This window comes from Streptomyces sp. NPDC059917 (genome assembly GCF_042730635.1).
Lineage (GTDB): Bacteria > Actinomycetota > Actinomycetes > Streptomycetales > Streptomycetaceae > Streptomyces.
In genome coordinates, this window is record NZ_JBHWLC010000002.1 from 25,888 (window position 1) to 42,493 (window position 16,606).

The 16,606-nt window shown below is 72.3% G+C and carries 17 protein-coding genes, 1 tRNA gene and 1 riboswitch; of the genes, 6 read left to right on the forward strand and 12 right to left on the reverse strand.

All coding sequences use genetic code 11. The features are described 5' to 3' along the window. The 3 genes from ACFWAR_RS01320 (at position 1) to ACFWAR_RS01330 (ending at position 2,774) form a co-directional block, all read left to right on the forward strand. Positions 1 to 1,020, forward strand: coding sequence for an ABC transporter ATP-binding protein (locus ACFWAR_RS01320; RefSeq protein WP_385772358.1), 1,020 nt, complete (start codon positions 1 to 3; stop codon positions 1,018 to 1,020). Further along, on the forward strand, positions 1,017 to 1,823 hold the full coding sequence (locus ACFWAR_RS01325) for an ABC transporter ATP-binding protein (RefSeq protein WP_385772202.1): 807 nt from the start codon (positions 1,017 to 1,019) through the stop codon (positions 1,821 to 1,823). The genes ACFWAR_RS01320 and ACFWAR_RS01325 overlap by 4 nt, the downstream gene beginning before the upstream one ends. 192 nt (positions 1,824 to 2,015) lie before the next feature. Then, a complete protein-coding gene (locus ACFWAR_RS01330) occupies positions 2,016 to 2,774 on the forward strand; it encodes a hypothetical protein (protein WP_385772203.1) in 759 nt (252 codons plus the stop codon). A gap of 112 nt (positions 2,775 to 2,886) precedes the next feature. Here ACFWAR_RS01330 and ACFWAR_RS01335 read toward each other — a convergent pair. After that, positions 2,887 to 2,960 (reverse strand) — tRNA-Pro (locus tag ACFWAR_RS01335). A 157-nt stretch (positions 2,961 to 3,117) separates the two neighbouring features. Here ACFWAR_RS01335 and ACFWAR_RS01340 point away from each other — a divergent pair. Both ACFWAR_RS01340 and ACFWAR_RS01345 read left to right on the forward strand, forming a co-directional pair. Continuing rightward, positions 3,118 to 3,819 carry a transketolase gene (locus ACFWAR_RS01340; protein ID WP_385772204.1) on the forward strand — a complete coding sequence of 234 codons (702 nt, stop codon included), beginning with the start codon at positions 3,118 to 3,120 and terminating at the stop codon, positions 3,817 to 3,819. Between the two features lie 7 nt (positions 3,820 to 3,826). Then, on the forward strand, positions 3,827 to 4,741 hold the full coding sequence (locus tag ACFWAR_RS01345; RefSeq protein ID WP_385772205.1) for a transketolase family protein: 915 nt from the start codon (positions 3,827 to 3,829) through the stop codon (positions 4,739 to 4,741). Here ACFWAR_RS01345 and ACFWAR_RS01350 read toward each other — a convergent pair. From ACFWAR_RS01350 to ACFWAR_RS01390, 9 genes are all read right to left on the reverse strand, one after another. Continuing rightward, on the reverse strand, positions 4,731 to 5,108 hold the full coding sequence (locus tag ACFWAR_RS01350; protein WP_385772206.1) for an MmcQ/YjbR family DNA-binding protein: 378 nt from the start codon (positions 5,106 to 5,108) through the stop codon (positions 4,731 to 4,733). The two genes, ACFWAR_RS01345 and ACFWAR_RS01350, sit on opposite strands and share 11 nt — an antisense overlap. A 113-nt stretch (positions 5,109 to 5,221) precedes the next feature. Beyond that, on the reverse strand, positions 5,222 to 5,773 hold the full coding sequence (locus ACFWAR_RS01355; protein WP_385772207.1) for a GAF domain-containing protein: 552 nt from the start codon (positions 5,771 to 5,773) through the stop codon (positions 5,222 to 5,224). Continuing rightward, positions 5,770 to 6,420 (reverse strand): ATP/GTP-binding protein, encoded by a 651-nt coding sequence (locus ACFWAR_RS01360; protein WP_385772208.1) that lies wholly within the window; start codon positions 6,418 to 6,420, stop codon positions 5,770 to 5,772. Before ACFWAR_RS01360 ends, ACFWAR_RS01355 begins: the two co-directional genes overlap by 4 nt. Next, a complete protein-coding gene (locus tag ACFWAR_RS01365) occupies positions 6,398 to 6,841 on the reverse strand; it encodes a DUF742 domain-containing protein (RefSeq protein ID WP_385772209.1) in 444 nt (147 codons plus the stop codon). Before ACFWAR_RS01365 ends, ACFWAR_RS01360 begins: the two co-directional genes overlap by 23 nt. After that, positions 6,838 to 7,269 carry a roadblock/LC7 domain-containing protein gene (locus ACFWAR_RS01370; RefSeq protein ID WP_385772210.1) on the reverse strand — a complete coding sequence of 144 codons (432 nt, stop codon included), beginning with the start codon at positions 7,267 to 7,269 and terminating at the stop codon, positions 6,838 to 6,840. Before ACFWAR_RS01370 ends, ACFWAR_RS01365 begins: the two co-directional genes overlap by 4 nt. 83 nt (positions 7,270 to 7,352) lie before the next feature. Continuing rightward, a complete protein-coding gene (locus ACFWAR_RS01375; RefSeq protein ID WP_385772211.1) occupies positions 7,353 to 9,152 on the reverse strand; it encodes a sensor histidine kinase in 1,800 nt (599 codons plus the stop codon). A 277-nt stretch (positions 9,153 to 9,429) separates the two neighbouring features. Further along, the gene (locus tag ACFWAR_RS01380; RefSeq protein ID WP_385772359.1) at positions 9,430 to 10,656 is read right to left on the reverse strand and encodes an MBL fold metallo-hydrolase; all 1,227 of its coding nucleotides are present in this window, start codon (positions 10,654 to 10,656) and stop codon (positions 9,430 to 9,432) included. 171 nt (positions 10,657 to 10,827) lie between these two features. Beyond that, complete coding sequence (locus ACFWAR_RS01385) at positions 10,828 to 11,604, reverse strand: SGNH/GDSL hydrolase family protein (RefSeq protein ID WP_385772360.1); 777 nt, start codon at positions 11,602 to 11,604, stop codon at positions 10,828 to 10,830. Positions 11,605 to 11,861: 257 nt separating this feature from the next. Then, entirely contained in the window at positions 11,862 to 12,854 is a 993-nt protein-coding gene (locus ACFWAR_RS01390; RefSeq protein WP_385772212.1) for a peptidoglycan DD-metalloendopeptidase family protein, read from the reverse strand. A 4-nt stretch (positions 12,855 to 12,858) separates the two neighbouring features. Next, a riboswitch (cyclic di-AMP (ydaO/yuaA leader) is annotated at positions 12,859 to 13,028 on the reverse strand. 308 nt (positions 13,029 to 13,336) lie between these two features. Between ACFWAR_RS01390 and ACFWAR_RS01395 the strand changes: the two genes are divergently transcribed. After that, a complete protein-coding gene (locus tag ACFWAR_RS01395) occupies positions 13,337 to 14,152 on the forward strand; it encodes a tyrosine-protein phosphatase (protein WP_385772213.1) in 816 nt (271 codons plus the stop codon). A gap of 17 nt (positions 14,153 to 14,169) precedes the next feature. On the opposite strand, the gene ACFWAR_RS01400 is transcribed toward ACFWAR_RS01395, so the two are convergent. Both ACFWAR_RS01400 and hpnH read right to left on the reverse strand, forming a co-directional pair. Next, complete coding sequence (locus ACFWAR_RS01400; protein WP_385772214.1) at positions 14,170 to 15,576, reverse strand: aspartate aminotransferase family protein; 1,407 nt, start codon at positions 15,574 to 15,576, stop codon at positions 14,170 to 14,172. Beyond that, entirely contained in the window at positions 15,573 to 16,604 is a 1,032-nt protein-coding gene (gene hpnH, locus ACFWAR_RS01405; RefSeq protein ID WP_385772215.1) for an adenosyl-hopene transferase HpnH, read from the reverse strand. Before hpnH ends, ACFWAR_RS01400 begins: the two co-directional genes overlap by 4 nt. Positions 16,605 to 16,606: the final 2 nt, after the last annotated feature.

Sequence of the window (16,606 nt, forward strand, 5' to 3'; positions counted from 1 at the left end):
GTGAAGGCACGACGCGAGGAGCAGGGCGCGGGCGCGGTCCCGGCCGACGACGCACGTCCGGTCCTGGAGATCGAAGGGCTCGACGTCCGACTGCCCGGCGACCGGGCCGCGCGGCCGATCCTGGACGGGGTCGGCCTGCGGGTGGGCCCCGGGGAGAGCGTCGGCCTCGTCGGCGAGTCCGGCTCCGGCAAGTCGGTGGCGTGCCGCAGCGTCCTCGGGCTGCTGCCCGGGGGCGCGCGCGTCAGCGGCGAGGTCCGGGTCGCCGGGCGGGACGTGCTCACCATGAGCCGTACGGAGCTGGCCGCCCTGCGGGCCCGGCAGGTCGCGATGGTCTACCAGGACCCGCGCGCCTGCGTGAATCCGCTGCGCCGCGTGGGCGACTTCCTCACCGAAGGGCTGCGCGCGGCCGGAACCCCGGCCGCCGCGGCGGACGCGCGGGCCCTCGAACTCCTCGACGCGGTCGGCATCCGGGACCCTCGCGGCGCCCTGCGCCGCCGTCCCCACGAGTTCTCCGGCGGCATGCTCCAGCGGGTGGTCATCGCCGCGGCGCTCGCCGCCGAACCCGCGCTGATCGTCGCCGACGAGCCGACCACCGCCCTGGACGTCACGACCCAGGCGGAGATCGTCGAACTCCTCGCCCGGCTGCGGGCCGAGCGCGGCACCGGCCTGCTCTTCGTCACCCACGACCTCGAACTGGCCGCCACCGTCTGCGACCGCGTGTACGTGATGTACGCGGGCCGGATCGTGGAGACCCGCGGCACCGACGAACTGTTCGACCGGCCGCGGCACCCGTACACCGCGGGGCTGCTCGCCTGCACGCCGAGCATCGAGGCGGGCGCGCCCGCGCCCCGCCCCATCCCCGGGCGTCCCGTCTCCCTGGCCGAGGCGCCGCCGGGCTGCGCCTTCGCCGCGCGCTGCGCCCACGCGCTGCCGCGCTGCCGCGAGGAGAAGCCCGCACTGACCCGGCACGGCGACGGACTCGCCGCCTGCCACCGCGCCGACGAAGGGATCACGCCGTGACCGCAGAGGCGAAAGGAGGCCGGGCCGCCGAAGGACTGGTCGTCGAGGGACTGCGCAAGCACTACGGGGACCACACCGCGGTCGACGGCGTGTCCTTCCGCCTGGCGCCCGGGGCCTCGCTCGCGATCGTCGGGGAGTCCGGCAGCGGCAAGACCACCACGGTCCGGATGCTCGTCGGCCTGGAGCGCCCGGACGGCGGCACCGTCCGCCTGGACGGTCGGGACCGCTCCGCGCCGCCCCGGCGACGGGCGCGGCGGCTGGCCAGGGCCCGGGAGATCCAGATGGTCTTCCAGGATCCGTACCTCTCGCTGGATCCCCGGGTGACCGTGACCGGATGCCTGGACGAGGTGCTGCGCCTGCACACGGACCTCGACAGGGCCGCGCGCGGCACCCGGGTCACGCGCCTCCTGGACCAGGTCGGCCTCGGCACGCGCGAGGCCGCCGCCCTTCCCCGCGACCTCTCGGGCGGCCAGCGCCAGCGCGTGGCGATCGCCCGCGCCCTCGCCGTGGAGCCCAGGGTCCTCGTCCTCGACGAGGCCGTCGCCGCGCTCGACGTGTCGATCCAGGCCCAGATACTCGAACTCCTCGCCCGGATCCGCACCGCGTCGGGCATCGGCTACCTGTTCGTCACGCACGACCTGGCGGTGGTCCGACACATCGCCGACGAGGTCCTCGTCCTCAAATCGGGCCGGATCGTGGAGTCGGGCCCGGTCCCGCAGGTCCTGGAAACCCCGGAACACCCCTACACCCGAACCCTCCTGGCCTCGGTCCCCCGCCGCAGACACTTCCCCACAGACCGCTGACCACCCCGAGGCGGGCGCGCCCGCACCGAGGTGTGCGTGCCGTGCTGCCGTGCCAGGCTGGAAGAGGAGCAAGAATCGCCTACCCGAGCGTCATGACGGATTCTCACCTCGGGTAGCCCGCACTGTTTCCAGGCCTGGCCCAGGAATCAGGCATCGACCTAACCCTGACTCGTCAAGATGGGAGGTGCCGACATGATCAAAGGTCGGACCACCTCCGTATGCGTAGCAGCGTTCCTTTCCCTTTTCGCCGGCTCCGCCTCCGCCGCGCCGCTTCCGCCACCTCCTCCTCCAGAAGGATGGATCAGCCTCTTCAGAACGATCGGCGGGAAAGCAGAAAGCGAAATTACACATCTGCCACATTCCGCGAACAGCGATGACCTGTCCAGACTGACGAGCAGACTGAACGGGCTGTCGGACCAGCTCGCCAGTGCACCACGGGACCAAGCCCTACCGTCCGAAGAGCTCGCCGCACTGATCGCAGCCAGAGCGGCGCAAGACAGGCTTCGGGCGGCAGTCGATTACCTGTCGATACCATCGTCTACCGATGCCCTCGTCGACAGTCTCCGGTCTCCATACATGCCCAGCACGTATACCGCTGACTGGCTGAGTCTGAAAAACGACCTAAAGAAGAACGCCGAGGGCTACATCAAGCAGTTTGCCTGCGAAAAATCCTGGGATGCCTTGACGCCGGAAAAGAAGCAGGAACTTCAGCCTCTTCCAGCCGAATACTTCACCAATGCATCAGAGGAGACAGTCAAGAAGTACGTCGACGCCGTATTCAAGACCTGGAAGTCGACTCTCGTCGGGCAGTACGTCGCCTGGAACAACTACGGCACCGACCTGTTCAAGAAGATGGAACAGTTCTTCTCACAGGGCCACCTCGCTGCGCCTCCACAGGCGTATTTCTACTACGCCCGCTACTGCCTGACTCCCCCCATACCGCCCGCCTAGCCGCGGGGCCGGTTCGGACGAGCGGGGCGAGCTGCTGTCCAGAACGAACGAAAGCCCTGCCTCACCGAAGTGAGACAGGGCTCTGATCTGCGACTACAAGGCGAACCTCTAGTCGGGACGACAGGATTTGAACCTGCGACCCCTTGACCCCCAGTCAAGTGCGCTACCAAGCTGCGCCACGTCCCGCTACGTGCTGACCTGCGGCTTTCGCCGCAACCGCTCGTGCACGAGAACGATACCGCACTTCGGGCGGTGGTCGCGCGCACCTTTCGGCGACGGGTCTCGGCCTCGGTGGAGGAGGCGGGGTTGACCTCAAGCGCGGTTGAGGTTGCACGATCCGTGTATGACACAAACGACCGCGGACACCGGGTTCCGCTTCCAGGATCTGGACCGGCTCATGGGGCTCATGACCGGGGACGAGAAGCACGGGCCGGCCGCCACCTCGACGCTGGACGTGCTGTGGGTGCTCTACGACCGGGTGCTCCGCGTGGACCCGGCGCGCGCCGCCGACCCGGACCGGGACCGGTTCCTGCTGTCCAAGGGGCACGGGCCGATGGCCTACTACGCCGTGCTCGCCGCCAAGGGGTTCTTCCCCGTCGAATGGCTGCCCGGCTTCGGCGGGTACGCGTCCCCGCTCGGGCACCACCCGGACCGCACCCTGGTCCCCGGCGTGGAGATCGGCAGCGGCTCCCTCGGCCACGGGCTGCCCCTCGCCGTGGGCAGCGCGCTCGGGCTGCGGGCCCGGGGGCTGGCCGATCCCGCGGTGTGGGTGCTGATCGGTGACGCCGAGCTGGACGAGGGCAGCAACCACGAGGCCATCGCCTACGCCGGCCCGGCCGGCCTGGACCGGCTGCACACCGTGGTGATCGACAACGACTCCGCCACCCACGGCTGGCCGGGCGGCATCGCGTCCCGGTTCGAGTCGGCCGGGTGGTCGGCCGTCACGGTGGACGGGCGCGACCACGAGGCACTGCACGCCGCTTTCACCGCACCGCATCCCCGGCGGCCGCACGCCGTGGTCGCCCGTGTCGAGACGAAGGGCTGAGGAATCCATGGACATCGTGGCGGGCAACTCCATGCGGGAGCGCTTCGTCTCCTTCACCACGCGCCGGCTCGACGAGGACCCGCGGCTGGCCGTGGTGCTCGCGGAGATCACCATGGACGGGTTCCGCCCCGCCCGCTCGCGGCACCCGGACCGGGTGATCAACGTCGGGATCCGCGAGCAGCTGCTCGTGGGCGTCGGCGGCGGGCTGGCGCTGACCGGTCTGCGACCCGTGGTGCACACCTTCGCGAGCTTCCTCGTCGAGCGGCCGTTCGAACAGATCAAGCTGGACTTCGGGCACCAGGGAACGGGCGGGGTCCTGGTCAGCGCGAGCGCCTCGTACGACTGGCCCGCAGGCGGGTTCACGCACATGGCGCCCGGTGACGTGGCCCTGCTCGACACCCTGGACGGCTGGACCGTCCACGTCCCCGGGCATCCGGACGAGGCCGAGGAGCTGCTGCGCCACGCGTACGCGGCCGGGGACGACAAGGTCTACGTCCGGCTCTCCCAGCAGTCCAACGCCGCCCCGCGCCCGGTCGACGGCAGCCGCTTCCTGACCGTGCGGGAGGGGAGCGCGGGCGTGGTGGTGGCCGTGGGGCCGCTCCTGGACAACGTCCTGGCGGCCACCGAGGGGATGGACGTCACGGTGCTCTACGCGACGACCGTACGGCCCTTCGACGACGCGGCCCTGCGCGCGGCCGTCGGCTCCGGCCCGGCCGACGTGGTCCTGGTCGAGCCCTACCTCGCCGGTACGTCCGCGGGCCCGGCCGCCGGGGCCCTGATCGAGGTCCCGCACCGGATCCTGGGCCTGGGCGTGGGCAGGGCGGAGCTGCGGCGGTTCGGCACGATGGACGAACACACCGCCGCCCACGGCCTGGATCCGCACGGGCTCCGCGAGCGGATCGCCGCCTTCCTCAAGCACTAGGGCGGCCGGCGCCGCCCAGCTCCGGGTGGGCCTGGACCAGGCGCTTGGGGGCCGCCTGGAGCCAGGAGTCGACCAGGATGGCGCGCAGCTCGGCGGCCCCGTCCAGGGCCGCCAGACGGACCCGCAGCCAGGCGTAGTTGTCGTCGTGACCCGCCCGCATGAAGAACTTGGCGGGCTCGGCGGCGATCAGCTCGGCGCGCTCCTCCTTGGGGCACTTCACCCCGACGGAGGCGTCGTCCTCCGCGAGCGCGGCGAACATCTTGCCGCCCACCCGGAAGGTCGGCATGCCCCACGCCGGCTTCTCGGTGCTGTCGGGGAGCGCCAGCGCGATCGTGCGGACGTCCTGCGCGGTCAGGGTCGTGGCCATCCCCACGGCTCCTCTCCGGCCGAGGCCGAAACTGGGTCGAATCCGGTGTCGAACCCTCGCGTTCGACGGTAGCCCCCGGCACCGACAACCGCCCCGCATCCGCGCTCCACCCCTCAGCCCGCCCGCAGTCCGTCCTCCCGCGCGTGGAAGACCGAGACCAGCTCCGCCGCCAACGCCTTCACCGTGGCCAGGCCCTCCGTCCCCCACCGGCGCGGCACCACGTCCACCGCGCACACCGTCCCGAGCACCACCCCGCGCCGGTCGGTCAGCGGCGCGCCCAGGTAGGAGCGCACCCCGCTCTCGTCGACCACGGCGTTCCCGGCGAAGCGCGCGAAGTCGCGGACGTCCTCCAGGACGAGCGCCCGCCGCCGCACCACCACGTGCGGGCAGTACCCCTGGTCGCGGGCGAGCACCCGGGCCGGGTACCCGCTCGCCGGGGCGTCGCCGCCGTGGTGCAGCCCGGCGAAGAACTGCCGTTCCTCGCCGATGAAGTTGACCCCCGCGTACGGCGCTCCCAGCGTCGCCGCGATCCGCCGCGCGAAGGCGTCCAGCTCGCTGTCCACCCGCTCCCCCAGGCCCAGTTCGCGCAGCCGCAGGACGCGCGCGGGAGCTTCCCGGTCCACCGGGGTGAGCAGCAGGTGTCCGGTCGATTCGTAGTAGGTCATGGCGGTTCCCCCGACTCAGAAGACGTGGCCCTGGACAGCAGATGGTGGACGAGGACGGCCAGCGCCCCCGTGCCGGAACCGGTGAGCCGCGCGTCGCAGCGCACGACGGGCACCTCCGGCGCGAGGCCCACCGCCCCGCGGATCTCGTCGGTCGTGTAGCGGTGTCCGCCGTCGAACTCGTTGACGGCGACGATGAAACCGATCCCGCGCCGCTCGAAGAAGTCGACCGCCGCGAAGCAGTCGGCGAGCCGCCGGGTGTCGGCGAGGACGACGGCCCCCAGCGCGCCCGCGCACAGCTCCTCCCAGAGGAACCAGAAGCGCTGCTGACCGGGCGTGCCGAAGAGGTACAGCACGCGTTGGGCGTCCAGCGTGATCCGGCCGAAGTCCAGCGCGACCGTGGTCCGCGTCTTGGCCTCGACGCCGTCCAGCGGATCGGCGTCCTCGCCCGGCCCGCTCAGCAGCTCCTCCGTGCTCAGCGGCTCGATCTCGCTCACGGCGCCCACGAAGGTGGTCTTGCCCGCCCCGAACCCGCCCGCGACCAGGATCTTCAGCGTCAGCGGCACTCCCGATCCGGACGGCCCGGACGGCCCCGGCGCCCCGGACGGCCCGCCCGGGGCGCCCCCCTCACAGCCGGCGACGTAGGCCATCGAGCACCGCCCGCAGCAGGGACTGGTCGTCGGCGGCGATCCCCGTGACCCCCGGGGCGCCCGGGAAACGGGGCGCGCGGGCCGCGACGGCCCCGTGCTCCATGAGGTCGGACAGCAGCACCTTGGTGACCACCGCCGGCAGCCGCAGCTGCCCGGCCACCTCGGCGACGGTGACGGCCGCCGCACCGGCGCACAGCCGCAGCGCGAGGCTGTGGTCCGGGCCCAGCGGCGCACACGGCCGCACCCCGGTGGCGCTCACCAGGGACAGCAGGTCGAGCGCCGCCGCCGGGCGGGTCCGGCCGCCGCTCGCGGTGTACGGGCGCATCACCCGGCCCGCCGTGTCGTCGAGCCAAGGCGTGTCCCGGACGACCCCCACCGGGTACGGAACCGACGCGCGTGCCCCCGTGGCATGCCGCCTCATCGCTCCGCGGCGGCGGCCGGGCGCCGGGGCGGGGCCGCCAGGTACGGACGTACGCTCTTGACCAGCATCGCCATCTCGTAGCCGAGCACACCGGCATCGGCCTCCCGATCGGCGAGGACGGCCAGGCAGGTTCCCGCACCGGCCGCCGAGACGAAGACGAGCGCCGAGTCGAGCTCGACGACCACCTGCCGGACCTCGGCCCCTTCGGCGAAGCGGGATCCGGCGCTGCGGCCGAGCGAGTACAGGCCGGACGCGAGCGCGGCCAAGTGGTCGGCGGCGTCGGCGTCGAGGCCGTGCACACAGGTGACGAGGCCGTCCGAGGTGAGCAGCACGGCGCTGCGGGTGTAGGGCACCCGCTGCACCAGGCCACTCAACAGCCAGTCCAAATCGGAGAGTTGTGTGATTTTCGTGGCCGCTTCGGCTGTCATCGGAGGTTCTCCTCGCTGCGGGACGTCGGCATGCGGGTGGGCGGGCGGGTGCGTGGGAGCTGACGCGGTGGTGCGCGAGGCCGTCATGACGGGTGCTCCGCCTGCGCGCGGCCGAAGCCCCGCTGGAAGGCGGCCATCAGGCCCGGATCGTGCAGGGGCGGTTCACCGTCCGCGGCGCGGAGGTCCGTACGGCGCGGTACGGGCGCCTCGCGCAGCTGCGGCGCGAGGTGCTCCTGGGCACGGCGCCGGGGCAGCGGCGGGCGGCCGCTCCCGCCCCGGGCGGCGGGCACCACGGCGGCGATGCCCGTGACCGGGACCGACACCATGGGGAACGGCGCCGGTTCGGGCCGCCGCTCGGCCTCGACCGCCGGTTCCACCACCAGCTCGAGCACCGGCTCCAGCTCGGGCTCGGGCTCCAACTCCGGGTCCGGCTGCGGCTCCCGCTCCTGCTCCTGCTCCTGCTCCTGCGCGGACACGACCGCCGCCTCCGAAAGCGGGCGCGGGTGCGGGAGCGGATCCGGGAGCGGCTCGAGGAGCGGATCCGGGATCGGGAGCGCGAGCGGCACCGCCGCGGTCGTCCGTACGGGCTCCAGCGCGGGCGCGTACGCGGTCCCGCCCGTCCCCCACGAGGTGGCCCGCGAGCCCCCCGCCGCATCGGCCGCGCTCGGCGCCTCCGCGCCCAACAGCTCCTGCGGCAGCACCAGTACGGCGAGCACCCCGCCGTAGATGTTGGACTTCAACTCGACGGCGATCCCGTGCCTGCGGGCCAGCGCCGAGACCACGAACAGGCCGATCCGCCCGTCCGCCAGCAGCCGCCGGACGTTGATCTGATCGGGGTCGCCGAGCAGCGCGTTCATCCGGCGCTGCTCCTCGGGCGGCATGCCGAGGCCGCGGTCCTCGACCTCGACCGCGATCCCGGCGGTGACCCGCTCGGCGCGCACCACGACATCGGTGTCGGGGGCGGAGAACACCGTGGCGTTCTCGACGAGTTCGGCCAGCAGGTGCACCACGTCGGCGACGGCGTGCCCGCGCACCGTGCCGCCCCCCGGCGGCACCACCTTCACCCGGGTGTACTGCTCGACCTCCGCCACCGCGGACCGCAGCACCTCGCTGAGGTCGATCGGGCGGGTCCACTGCCGTCGGGAAGCGGCGCCGCCGAGCACCGCGAGGTTCTCCGCGTGGCGCCGGATCCTGGTGGCGAGGTGGTCGACGTGGAACAGCTCCCTGAGCAGGTCCGGATCCTCGACCGTGTCCTCGAGGTCGTCGAGCAGCGAGATCTCGCGGTGCACCAGCGACTGGAGGCGGCGCGCGAGGTTCACGAAGACCTCGACCTTCTGGTCGCTGTCGGAGGGCGCCGCGGGTCCGGCCAGCCGCACCAGCGTGGCGTGCGCCTGTTCCCGGGCGCCGCGCAACTCCTGGGACAGCAACCAGAATTCGTCCACGTGTTCGTGACCGGGGCCGCTTCCCGCGACCGCCGGACCCCCGGCGCCGCCGCGCGGCGGGCGGGGCGGGGTCTCCCCGCGCTCCAGCCGGTCCGCGACCGTCCCGAGCTCCTGGCGGCCGCGCACGCTGGACCGGCGCAGCGCTTCGCAACGGTCCCGTACGGCCTTCCCCGCGCGCTGGGCGCCGAGCAGGGCGGCGGCGAGCGCGCCGACGACCAGGAGGGCGCACCCGGTGAGCACCGGCCAGAGCCGGGCGTCGCGCGCTCCCGCGCCACCGCCGAGCTGGAGGGTGAAGATCACCGCCGCGGCGCCGCTGAGACCGGCGGCGAGGGTGGGGAGTACGGCGGCCCTGATCAGCTGGGGCCGTATCTGCCGGGCCGGACCGGTGACGGCGTGTCTCGACGGGGAGTGGCGGGGGCGGGCGGCGCGGAGTCCGGACATCGGCGTCCTCGGTACGGTACGGGGGCCCGGGCCCCCGCGGTACCGGGACCCGGTGTTGATCACCGGGTACCCACGCTAGACCGCGCCCTCCTGCCGCAGGCGGCCAGTTGGGGAACTTCACCGGGGTGCGTCCCGCTCCGGAAGGAGCGCTCGCACGACAGCCCGAATACCCCTTCGGGCGCCGCCCCAGCGCCCCCCGCCACCGCGCGAGCCCCCCGCCCCACCGACCTTCGACGCCCGCGGACCGGTCCGGCCCGACCCGCGGGTCGGGTACCCGTCAGGTCCCCACGGCCTCCGGCTCCTCGTTCGCCTTCGGGCCCTCGTTCGCCTTCGGGCCTTCGCTCACCTTCGGGCCCGCGGCGGGCGGCGCCGTGCGGGCGGGGGACGTCGCCGCCGCGGACACCGGCGCGGCCCCGGGGCCGGCGGTCGGAGCCGGGGTCGAGACGAACGGGCGCCACCACGGCTCGGCCGGGGCGTCCGGCGCTCCCGGCTCGAACGGTCTGCCCGGTACCGGCAGCGCGATCGCCGCGCCCGCCCGGCCCGCGGCCGACAGGGTGCCCTCGCCCGGCTCGTCCCACGGGTGCGGGGCCAGGTTGAAGGTGCCCCAGTGGATCGGCAGCATCGTGCCGTGCGGGGCGCCGCCCTGGAGGTCGAGGTGGGCCCTCATGCCCTCCTCCGGGGTCATGTGGATGTCCGGCCAGTACTCCGAGTAGGCGCCGATCTGGATCATCGTCGCGTCGAAGGGGCCGTGCGCGGCGCCGATCTCCTCGAAGCCGGGGAAGTAGCCCGTGTCACCGCTGTGGAAGATCCGGTGCTCGTCGCCGGCGACGACCCAGGACGCCCACAGCGTGTACTGCTGGTTGCGCAGGCCGCGTCCGCAGAAGTGGCGTGCGGGGGTGGCGGTCAGCGACAGCCCGGCGACCTTGGTGGTCTCGTTCCAGTCCAGTTCGCGCAGCCGGTCGGCCGGGACGCCCCAGTGCTCCAGGTGCGCGCCGACGCCGAGCGGGACGGCGAAGACCGTGTCCGTACGGGCCAGGGCCTTGATCGTCGGCAGGTCGAGGTGGTCGTAGTGGTCGTGCGAGATGACCACGACGTCGACCGGCCCGAGCGCGGCCAGCGGGACCGGCACGGGGTGCAGCCGCTTGGGCCCGGCGAAGGGGAAGGGAGAGCAGCGCTCACCCCACACCGGGTCGAACAGCACCCGGCGGCCGTCGATCTCCGCGAGGACGCTGGAGTGCCCCATCCAGGTCAGTCGCAGGCCGCTGACCGGGGGCTTCGCCAGGTCGGCCAGCGTGGTCGGATGCACCGGGACCGGCGCGCCGGGATTGCGCCGGACGCGCTGTTCCTTGTGGAAGTAGATCTTGGCGAACTCCAGCATCGAGCCGGAGGGCCTGGTCCTGGCCCCGACCGGATTCTGGAAGACGCCGTCGGCGAAGTTCGGCGAGCGCAGGATCCGCTCCAGCCGAGCGCCGGACGGATCCGCGCCGAAGGCTTCGGGCCGCATGGCGCGCAGCCGTGGACGCAAGGGACGGGAGCCGGGGCCGGAGCCGGTCAAGGCGCCTCCAGAGAGGAAGTGGGCGGGGCGGGTGGTACGTGCTACCACCATGCCAACGCGCACCGGCCCCGAAGGATTCCGCTTCCCGCCCGTCGGCCTCCTGTCCCCCGCCCGGCCCCGTCACAGCGGCAGGAGGTCCGGCCGCTTCGCCTCCATGTGGTCGCCGGAGGACTCGCCGCGCAGGCGTCGGCCGATCCACGGCACGAGGTACTCCCGCGCCCACTGGATGTTGTCCCGGGTCACCTCGGCCGAGCCGCGCGGCTGCTGCGGGGGCCACGGCTGGTCCGGGTCGGCGGGCACGTCCAGCCCCAGCACCTGGGCGGCGCGCAGCGCGACCCGGGTGTGGCCCTCGGGCGAGAGGTGCAGCCGGTCGTCGTCCCAGGCCCGCCGGTCCTGGACGGACTTCAGCGACCAGAGGTCGAGCACCGGGCACCCGTAGCGGTCGGCGATGGACCGCACGTGCGCCGAGTACGTCGCCACCTTGCCGCGGATGTGCTTGAGCACCGGCACGTCACGGGTGTCGAAGCCGGTGGTGATCATCACCTGGCCGACGGACCCGACGAGGTCGGCCAGGGCCGCCTCGAAGCGCTCCGCCACGTCATCGGGGTCGCTCCCGGGCCGGATGATGTCGTTGCCCCCGGCGCAGAAGGTGACCAGGTCGGGCGCCAGCTCCTTGGCCCGCGGCACCTGCTCCGCCACGATCTGGTCCAGGAGCTTGCCCCGCACGGCGAGGTTGGCGTACCGGAAGTCGTGCTCGTCGCGCTGATCGGCCAGGAGCACCGCGAGCCGGTCGGCCCAGCCGACGAAGATCTCCCCCGGGCCCGGGTCCCCCACGCCCTCGGTGAAGCTGTCGCCGATCGCCGCGTACGAGCCGTAGCCCTGGAATGCCGTCTTCATCGTCTTCGTCTTCGTCTTCGTCGTCTTCGTCGTCGTCTTCGTCGTCATCGCTGTCGTCGCTGCCACGAGAAGACATCCTTCACCCCAGGGCGTGACCTACGCCACCGTAGCCACCCCTTGACGGACCGTGATCTATACCACCCGGTAGGTAAGGAATAAGTGAGGCCTGCGCCAGGTACACATGTCAGGTACATGAAAGAGGGGCCGGGACCCCCCTCGGGTCCCGGCCCCTCCTCGTGCCGAACGGCTGTCGCCGGTCAGACGTTCACGCCCTTCGAGCGCAGGTAGGCCAGCGGGTCGACGTCCGTGCCGTAGCCGGCGCCCGTGCGGATCTCGAAGTGCAGGTGCGGACCGGTGACGTTGCCCGTGGCCCCGGACAGGCCGATGCTCTGGCCCGCGCCGACGCCCTGGCCGACCGACACCGACAGCTGGGACAGGTGGCCGTACTGCGAGTAGCGGCCGTCCGCGTGCCGGATGACGACCTCGTTGCCGTACGCGCCGCCCCAGCCCGCCGAGACCACGGTGCCCGCGCCCACGGCGCGGACGGTGGTGCCGGTGCCCACGGCGAAGTCGACACCGGTGTGGTGGCCGCTGGACCACATGCTGCCGCTCGCCCGGTACTGGGTGGTGATGGAGGCGGAGACCGGGGCGACGAAGCCGGAGGCCGAGGCGGTGCCCGCACCGGAGCCCTTGCCCGTACCGCTACCGGAGGCCCGCGCGGGCTTGCCGCTCGTACCCTCGTCGCTCGTACCCTCGTCGCCCGCGCTCTCGTCCGCCCCCGTGTCCGATCCCGCGTCCGCCGCCGGGGCGGACTCCTCGGCCGCGGTCGCGGCCGGGGCCTGCTCCCGCTGCTCGGCCGGAGCCGGCTCCCCCAGGGTCAGCTTCAACCCCGGGTGGATCAGCGAGGGGTCGGAGCCGACGGCCTCGCGGTTGTCCGCGTACACCTGCTGCCAGCCGCCGCTCAGGTGCCGCTCCGCGGCGATCTTCGAGAGGTAGTCGCCCGGGACCACGGTGTAGACCGAGGAGGTCCGCGGCGCGGCGACCGGCGCCTGGACCGGCGGCGCCTGGGTCGCAACGGCGGTGGCCGCGCCCGCCGTCGGGGCGGTCGAGGCCGCCCCGACGGTCGTGGCGTGCGCGCCAGTGGCACCCATCAGCGGCAGCGCGAGCGCCGCGCTCCCGGTGCCCGCGACGACGAGTCCGCGGGCTATCGGGCTGGACTTCGGGCGGCGGTGCTTTCCCTTTGCGGGCATGGCGAATTCCTCTCCGTCGCCTGCGAGGTGAGCTGTCGGGTTCGGACTGGAGATGTCCGGCCGTACGCGTACGGCTTCACCCCGAGCCGTCCGGAGGAAAAGATCCATTCCGGTGACGGCGGCTTACCTGGTTCCCCCGCTCCTGCCGGGCGTGTGGATCGTCGGGTGCGGTTTCGGATGGTGGCAGGATTAGGCGGTCCATCCGGGTCGACGCGAAAGGTATTCCGTCCGGCCCCCCGGAACAAGCCGCGAATTCCCCGCAGGAAAGGCCCGGGTGAGGGATCGACGGAATTCCGGTCACCCTCCGTCGAATCCGCCGCGGCAACGACCGTCCCCACAAGGGAATTCGACTTTCGTGATCACACACTCACGGTGACCGTATGATCCTGCTCACGGGGGCGATCCGATCTCCCCGTCCCTTATGGCAAGTTGCGCTCAACTAGTGTAATTCGGACATGCCGCGACGATACGGAGGAGTCCCCGTGACCCAGCAGATACCCCAGGCCCCGTCCACGGAGCCGCAGCTGACCGGAGTGCGCAACTTCCGTGACGTGGGCGGACTCCCGACCACGGACGGACGGAGGGTCAGAGCGGGACAGGTCTTCCGAAGCGGACATCTGGCACATGCCACCGAAACCGATACGGAATTCCTCGCCTCGCTCGGGCTCCACACCATCTTCGACTTCCGCAACGCCGCCGACCACGCGCTCGAAGGCCCGGACGTCGAGCTGCCCGGGGTGCGCAACGTCAACCTCCCGCTCTCCGACCCGGCGGACGGCACGGAGTTCTGGCGGATGGTGCGCGACGGCGACCTCGACCAGCTGCGCCAGGTCCTCGGCGAGGGCAAGGCCGCGCTGCGGATGGCCAACTCCTACCGGGAGATCGTCACGAACCGCACCGCGGAGCACCGCCAGGTCGTCCAGGCGCTCGTCCAGGACCAGGTGCCGGTGCTGATGCACTGCGCGGCCGGGAAGGACCGGGCCGGCCTGTCGATCGCCGTCACCCTGCTCGCGCTCGGCGTCGAGCGCGAGGCGATCGTGGCGGACTACCTGGAGTCGAACGCCCCGCACCGGCGCTACAAGGTGCGCCGCAGCAGCGAGTCCGCCGAGGCCCGCTCCCCCGAGGTGATGGAGCTGCTCGCCCCGCTCTTCGACGCGCGCGCCGAGTACCTGATCGCGGCCTTCGACACCCTGGAGGAGATCTGGGGCAGCCTCGACCGCTACCTCGCCGAGGGCCTCGGGCTCACGCCCGAGACCCTCGACCGGCTGCGCGACCAGTACCTCGAGTCACCGGCCTGACCGGCCGGGCCCGGCCGTCAGCGGTTCGCGACGGCCTGCTTGACCAGGGTCCTGCCGAAGTCCCACATCAAGGAGCCCCCGCCGTGGGCGTCGTCCATGACCTCCCGGAAGGCGCCCACGAAGCGGTCCACGTCCGCCTCGTCCACGATCAGCGGCGGGATCAGCTTGATCACCTCCAGGTGGTCGCCGGAGACCTGGGTCAGGATCCGGTGCTTCTGGAGCAGCGGCACGACGACCATCTGCGCGAAGAGCCCCTTGCGGGCCGCCTGGAGCATGGTCCACCGGCTGCGCAGCCCGAGCGAGGACGGGCGGCCGAACTCGATGCCGATCATCAGCCCCCGGCCGCGCACCTCGTGGAGCAGCTCGTACTCGTCCACCATCGCCGCGAGCCGCCCGCGCAGCAGGTCGCCCATGGCGCGGGCGTTCGCCACCACCGACTCGTCCTCCATGACGGAGAGCACCGCGAGCCCGGCCGCCATCGCCTGCGCGTTGGCACCGAAGCTGGCCGAGTGCACGAGCACCCGGTCCATGGACGAGTAGACCTTCTTGAAGATCCAGTCCTTGCCCAGGGTCGCCCCGACCGGCACGTAGCCGCCCGACAGCGCCTTGGCCACGCAGACCAGGTCCGGTTCCACCCCCGGCTCGTGCTGGTAGGCGTAGAACTCCCCGGTCCGGCCGAGGCCGGTCTGCACCTCGTCCGCGATGAGCAGCGCCTTGTGCCGGTGCAGCAGCTCCTGCGCGGCGCGCAGGAAGCCGGGCGGGGCCTGGAGGACCCCCTTGCCCTGGATCGGTTCGACGACGAAGGCGGCCACGTCACCGCGCGCCAGTTCGCGCTCCAGGGCCGCCAGATCCCCGAGCGCGATCTTCGTGTCGGGCAGCAGGGGCGCGAACCCGTCCCGGAAGCCCGCCTCCCCGTTCACCGACAGCGAGCCGGTGGTGAGCCCGTGGAAGGCGTGGTCGCAGTACAGGATCCTGGGCCGGCCCGTGGCGAAGCGGGCGAACTTGAGCGCGGTCTCCACGGCCTCGGTGCCGCTGTTGCCGAAGAAGACCCGGTCCAGGTGGGGGCTGTGGGCCAGCAGCTTCTCCGCCAGCAGCCCGGGCAGCGGCGGGCAGTCGAAGCGGGTGAGATCGGCGAGCTGCGCGTCGAGCACGTCGTGCAGCGCCCGCCGGACGACGGGGTGGTGGCGGCCCAGCCCCATCACGCCGAAGCCCGCCAGCATGTCGAGGTAGTCGTTGCCCTCGGCGTCCCAGAAGTGGGCGCCCTCGGCCCGCTCGTACACCTTGTCGAAGCCGATGGTGTGGAGCATCCGCGGCAGCTGGTGGTTGAGGTGGCGCGCGTGCAGTTCGTAGCGCTCGCCGCCCCGCTCGGCCAGCAGGGAGCCCAGGTCGAACTCCTTGCCCGGGCCCCCCGTGGCCGCCGTCACGGCCGCTTCTCCCGGTTGCCCCCCACCGTCTCCCGGGCCGCCCGCAGCGATTCCTTCAGCGAGCCCATGGTGGCGAGGACGGCGGTCGGTTCGTACCCGCAGTGCGCCATGCAATTCGCGCAGCGCGGGTCCTTTCCGCGGCCGTACTTGCTCCAGTCGGTGTCCTCGATCAGTTCCCGGTACGTCGGCACGTACCCGTCGCTCATCAGATAGCAGGGGCGCTGCCAGCCGAAGAGCGAGTAGTTGGGAATGGCCCACGCGGTGCAGGGGAAATCGGCCTTGCCTTCCAGGAAGTCCAGGAAGAGCGGCGAGTGGTTCAACCGCCAGCGGGCGCGGTTGCCGCCCGAGAACGCCTTGCGGAAGAGTTCCCGGGTCTGTTCCACGCCCAGGAAGTGCTCCTGGTCGGGGGCCTTTTCGTAGGCGTAGGCGGGCGAGATCATCATCTCGTCGACCTGGAGGTCGTCATTGAGGTAGTTGAGCACCTCGATGATGGTCTGCGGGGTGTCGGTGTTGAAGAAGGTGGAGTTCGTGGTCACCCGGAACCCGCGCCTCTTCGCCTCCTTGATGGCCTCGACCGCCTCGTCGAAGACCCCTTCCTTCGCGACGGATTCGTCGTGCCGTTCGCGCAGGCCGTCGATGTGGACGGCGAACGCGAAGTAGGGCGAGGGGGTGAACTTCGCCATCTTCTTGCGGAGCAGCATCGCGTTGGTGCAGAGGAACACGTACTTCCGCTTCGCCACCAACTGGCGCACGATCTCGTGGATCTGCGGGTGCATCAAGGGCTCGCCGCCCGCGATCGACACCATGGGGGCGCCGGACTCCAGTACGGCGCCGACCGCCTGGGCCACCGGCATGCGCTGCTTGAGCACCCCGGCCGGGTGCTGGATCTTCCCGCACCCCTCGCAGGCCAGGTTGCAGGCGTAGAGCGGCTCCAGCTCGACGATCAGCGGGAACTTCTCCCGCTTGCGGAGCTTCTGTTCGATGAGATACGTCCCGACCCTGATGGACTGTCGCAACGGCATGGCCATCT

What these genes read in the sequence shown, in the direction of transcription:
- ACFWAR_RS01330 (WP_385772203.1), top strand. Translation starts at nt 2,016, where the DNA reads ATGATCAAAGGTCGGACCACCTCCGTATGCGTAGCAGCGTTCCTTTCC.
- ACFWAR_RS01340 (WP_385772204.1), top strand. Translation starts at nt 3,118, where the DNA reads ATGACACAAACGACCGCGGACACCGGGTTCCGCTTCCAGGATCTGGAC.
- ACFWAR_RS01345 (WP_385772205.1), top strand. Translation starts at nt 3,827, where the DNA reads ATGGACATCGTGGCGGGCAACTCCATGCGGGAGCGCTTCGTCTCCTTC.
- ACFWAR_RS01350 (WP_385772206.1), bottom strand. Translation starts at nt 5,108, where the DNA reads ATGGCCACGACCCTGACCGCGCAGGACGTCCGCACGATCGCGCTGGCG.
- ACFWAR_RS01355 (WP_385772207.1), bottom strand. Translation starts at nt 5,773, where the DNA reads ATGACCTACTACGAATCGACCGGACACCTGCTGCTCACCCCGGTGGAC.
- ACFWAR_RS01360 (WP_385772208.1), bottom strand. Translation starts at nt 6,420, where the DNA reads ATGGCCTACGTCGCCGGCTGTGAGGGGGGCGCCCCGGGCGGGCCGTCC.
- ACFWAR_RS01365 (WP_385772209.1), bottom strand. Translation starts at nt 6,841, where the DNA reads ATGAGGCGGCATGCCACGGGGGCACGCGCGTCGGTTCCGTACCCGGTG.
- ACFWAR_RS01370 (WP_385772210.1), bottom strand. Translation starts at nt 7,269, where the DNA reads ATGACAGCCGAAGCGGCCACGAAAATCACACAACTCTCCGATTTGGAC.
- ACFWAR_RS01375 (WP_385772211.1), bottom strand. Translation starts at nt 9,152, where the DNA reads ATGTCCGGACTCCGCGCCGCCCGCCCCCGCCACTCCCCGTCGAGACAC.
- ACFWAR_RS01380 (WP_385772359.1), bottom strand. Translation starts at nt 10,656, where the DNA reads ATGCGGCCCGAAGCCTTCGGCGCGGATCCGTCCGGCGCTCGGCTGGAG.
- ACFWAR_RS01385 (WP_385772360.1), bottom strand. Translation starts at nt 11,604, where the DNA reads ATGAAGACGGCATTCCAGGGCTACGGCTCGTACGCGGCGATCGGCGAC.
- ACFWAR_RS01390 (WP_385772212.1), bottom strand. Translation starts at nt 12,854, where the DNA reads ATGCCCGCAAAGGGAAAGCACCGCCGCCCGAAGTCCAGCCCGATAGCC.
- hpnH (WP_385772215.1), bottom strand. Translation starts at nt 16,604, where the DNA reads ATGGCCATGCCGTTGCGACAGTCCATCAGGGTCGGGACGTATCTCATC.